Below are 3,564 nucleotides of genomic sequence, written 5' to 3' on the forward strand. Positions count from 1 at the left end.
GTCCAGAACCTTGACCGAACGCAGCGGTGGTAACGGCGCAGTGGCGGTTTTCATGGCTTGTTATGACTGTTTTTTTGTACAGTCTATGCCTCGGGCATCAAGGCGAGCTCAGAGACCATGGAAAGCATGTTCTCGGACTTACGTAGCAACTCGTTTCTTTTCGCAGGTTGAGCCACCTCCGCGCTTCATCAGAAAACTGAAGGAACCTCCATTGAATCGAACTAATATTTTTTTTGGTGAATCGCATTCTGACTGGTTGCCTGTCAGAGGCGGAGAATCTGGTGATTTTGTTTTTCGACGTGGTGACGGGCATGCCTTCGCGAAAATCGCACCTGCTTCCCGCCGCGGTGAGCTCGCTGGAGAGCGTGACCGCCTCATTTGGCTCAAAGGTCGAGGTGTGGCTTGCCCCGAGGTGATCAACTGGCAGGAGGAACAGGAGGGTGCATGCTTGGTGATAACGGCAATTCCGGGAGTACCGGCGGCTGATCTGTCTGGAGCGGATTTGCTCAAAGCGTGGCCGTCAATGGGGCAGCAACTTGGCGCTGTTCACAGCCTATCGGTTGATCAATGTCCGTTTGAGCGCAGGCTGTCGCGAATGTTCGGACGCGCCGTTGATGTGGTGTCCCGCAATGCCGTCAATCCCGACTTCTTACCGGACGAGGACAAGAGTACGCCGCAGCTCGATCTTTTGGCTCGTGTCGAACGAGAGCTACCGGTGCGGCTCGACCAAGAGCGCACCGATATGGTTGTTTGCCATGGTGATCCCTGCATGCCGAACTTCATGGTGGACCCTAAAACTCTTCAATGCACGGGTCTGATCGACCTTGGGCGGCTCGGAACAGCAGATCGCTATGCCGATTTGGCACTCATGATTGCTAACGCCGAAGAGAACTGGGCAGCGCCAGATGAAGCAGAGCGCGCCTTCGCTGTCCTATTCAATGTATTGGGGATCGAAGCCCCCGACCGCGAACGCCTTGCCTTCTATCTGCGATTGGACCCTCTGACTTGGGGTTGATGTTCATGCCGCCTGTTTTTCCTGCTCATTGGCACGTTTCGCAACCTGTTCTCATTGCGGACACCTTTTCCAGCCTCGTTTGGAAAGTTTCATTGCCAGACGGGACTCCTGCAATCGTCAAGGGATTGAAACCTATAGAAGACATTGCTGATGAACTGCGCGGGGCCGACTATCTGGTATGGCGCAATGGGAGGGGAGCAGTCCGGTTGCTCGGTCGTGAGAACAATCTGATGTTGCTCGAATATGCCGGGGAGCGAATGCTCTCTCACATCGTTGCCGAGCACGGCGACTACCAGGCGACCGAAATTGCAGCGGAACTAATGGCGAAGCTGTATGCCGCATCTGAGGAACCCCTGCCTTCTGCCCTTCTCCCGATCCGGGATCGCTTTGCAGCTTTGTTTCAGCGGGCGCGCGATGATCAAAACGCAGGTTGTCAAACTGACTACGTCCACGCGGCGATTATAGCCGATCAAATGATGAGCAATGCCTCGGAACTGCGTGGGCTACATGGCGATCTGCATCATGAAAACATCATGTTCTCCAGTCGCGGCTGGCTGGTGATAGATCCCGTCGGTCTGGTCGGTGAAGTGGGCTTTGGCGCCGCCAATATGTTCTACGATCCGGCTGACAGAGACGACCTTTGTCTCGATCCTAGACGCATTGCACAGATGGCGGACGCATTCTCTCGTGCGCTGGACGTCGATCCGCGTCGCCTGCTCGACCAGGCGTACGCTTATGGGTGCCTTTCCGCAGCTTGGAACGCGGATGGAGAAGAGGAGCAACGCGATCTAGCTATCGCGGCCGCGATCAAGCAGGTGCGACAGACGTCATACTAGATATCAAGCGACTTCTCCTATCCCCTGGGAACACATCAATCTTACCGGAGAATATCGTTGGCCAAAGCCTTAGCGTAGGATTTCGCCCTCTCCCGCAAACGACCCCTAAAAGCCGTTTCCTCTGTATAAAAGATCAGCTAAATTATGTGTATTGCACAATACATATATGTGAGGTTAGCAGTGAATTTGCCTACGCCCGAAACCTACGATGAACTTCAGAGAGCCTACGATTTTTTCAATGAGAAGCTATTCAGCAACGAGCTGCCGCCATGCCTGATAACGTTGCAGCGTGAGAAGCGAACGTATGGCTATTGTTCCTTTAAGCGTTTCGTCGGCCGTGAGAGTGGGTACACGGTAGACGAGATCGCTATGAATCCGGTGTATTTCTCGATCAGAACCATAAAGGCCACGCTTTCAACACTGGTGCATGAGATGGTTCATCAGTGGCAATTCCATTTTGGCGAGCCTGGCCGCCGTGGCTATCACAACAAACAGTGGGCGGCCCGGATGGAACGGGTAGGACTAATGCCTTCTGATACCGGCGAACCGGGAGGCAGGAAAGTGGGCCAGAGCATGACCCATTATATTATTGCCGGTGGCCCTTTCGATATGGCCTGTGATGAACTGCTGACAGGCCATTTCCAGCTTTCCTGGATGGACAGGTTTCCGCCTTACCAGCCTAAGCCTGGCGCTGTGCTAAGCCCTACAGGAAAAGGCTATATTGACGACGAGGAAGATGATAGCGAACACGAACAGGAGGTGGAGGAAGGGCGCGACCCGGTTGAACTCGACGACGAGATCATAGAGGCCATGCGATTTGTAACCCCACCGCCTGAAGCACCGGTGAACAAAACAAACCGGGAAAAGTACAGCTGCCCGGTGTGTCATATCAATCTCTGGGGTAAACCGGGGATAGTGGTTTACTGTGGTGGCGAGCACTGTAATAAAGCCGCGTTAGTAGTCTTAAAATAAAGTCCTTTCGGACTTTATTTTTTTTCCATTTCCGAGGTCGTGATGTTATTAATGCTGTACTTCGCGGCTTCTTTTAAAACAGTTTCAGCAAGGCTTGCTGGTATCCAGACCTGAACTAATTTTAATGGTTCGCCGTTCTCGGCTTTAAGAGTGGTGTTCTGGTACAAATCCCAGATTCGCTTAACGGTGCTGGAAATGTTTTGCTTGGAACGGCCTACTCGCGTGGCTACGTCTGATGATTTCTCACCTTTGACAAGCACGGAATAGCCAATATCTGTTGTGATGTGTGCAAAGGAAGCCATTTGCGGCAGCAGCTGTTTCCATTCTGTTTCTGAAATTCTGTTTTTCTGAGCCATCTGTGGCGCCTCCGTAGTTTTGGTTACAGAAAGGATATACTCAGAATAAACAGGGGTCAATACAAGTACGATTTTTATAAACTTTATTTTATTTGAGGGTGAGGCCCGGTGCGGCAGCAGCGCGGGCCTCGATGGTGCCGCGAAGGTGCTGGCGCCATGCTCGGATTAAAACATGAACCGTGAAGAACTGCGAAACTTGTTTTCGCGGTTCTGAGGGGTTGACCGAGCCGCGAAGCGGCGCTGGTAAGCGATGATATGCACATATCCACAGGCATATTTTTAAAAGGGGCACTGTTGCAAAGTTAGCGATGAGGCAGCCTTTTGTCTTATTCAAAGGCCTTACATTTCAAAAACTCTGCTTACCAGGCGCATTTCGCCCAGGGGA

Annotated in this window: 4 protein-coding genes; 3 read left to right on the forward strand and 1 reads right to left on the reverse strand. The window is 52.4% G+C overall.

Annotated features, from left to right (window positions below; all coding sequences use genetic code 11):
• Positions 1-211 precede the first annotated feature (211 nt).
• The 3 genes from aph(3'')-Ib to ACNQ0W_RS24775 all read left to right on the forward strand — a co-directional run bounded on the left by aph(3'')-Ib (position 212) and on the right by ACNQ0W_RS24775 (position 2,823).
• Complete coding sequence (aph(3'')-Ib, locus tag ACNQ0W_RS24765) at positions 212-1,015, forward strand: aminoglycoside O-phosphotransferase APH(3'')-Ib (protein ID WP_001082319.1); 804 nt, start codon at positions 212-214, stop codon at positions 1,013-1,015.
• A complete protein-coding gene (locus ACNQ0W_RS24770) occupies positions 1,015-1,851 on the forward strand; it encodes an aminoglycoside O-phosphotransferase APH(6)-Id (protein WP_000480968.1) in 837 nt (278 codons plus the stop codon). Before aph(3'')-Ib ends, ACNQ0W_RS24770 begins: the two co-directional genes overlap by 1 nt.
• Positions 1,852-2,031: 180 nt before the next feature.
• On the forward strand, positions 2,032-2,823 hold the full coding sequence (locus tag ACNQ0W_RS24775; protein WP_004248792.1) for a SprT-like domain-containing protein: 792 nt from the start codon (positions 2,032-2,034) through the stop codon (positions 2,821-2,823).
• A 14-nt stretch (positions 2,824-2,837) separates the two neighbouring features.
• On the opposite strand, the gene ardK is transcribed toward ACNQ0W_RS24775, so the two are convergent.
• Positions 2,838-3,179, reverse strand: a complete 342-nt coding sequence (gene ardK, locus ACNQ0W_RS24780; protein WP_000057569.1) for an antirestriction protein ArdAB regulator ArdK — start codon at positions 3,177-3,179, stop codon at positions 2,838-2,840.
• Positions 3,180-3,564: the final 385 nt, after the last annotated feature.

Origin of the sequence: Enterobacter cloacae complex sp. 6730903 (assembly GCF_048283985.1) — a bacterium.
Lineage (GTDB): Bacteria > Pseudomonadota > Gammaproteobacteria > Enterobacterales > Enterobacteriaceae > Enterobacter > Enterobacter hormaechei_C.

Coding starts and splice junctions, on each gene's coding strand:
- ACNQ0W_RS24770 (WP_000480968.1), top strand. CDS start 1,015: ATGTTCATGCCGCCTGTTTTTCCTGCTCATTGGCACGTTTCGCAACCT.
- ardK (WP_000057569.1), bottom strand. CDS start 3,179: ATGGCTCAGAAAAACAGAATTTCAGAAACAGAATGGAAACAGCTGCTG.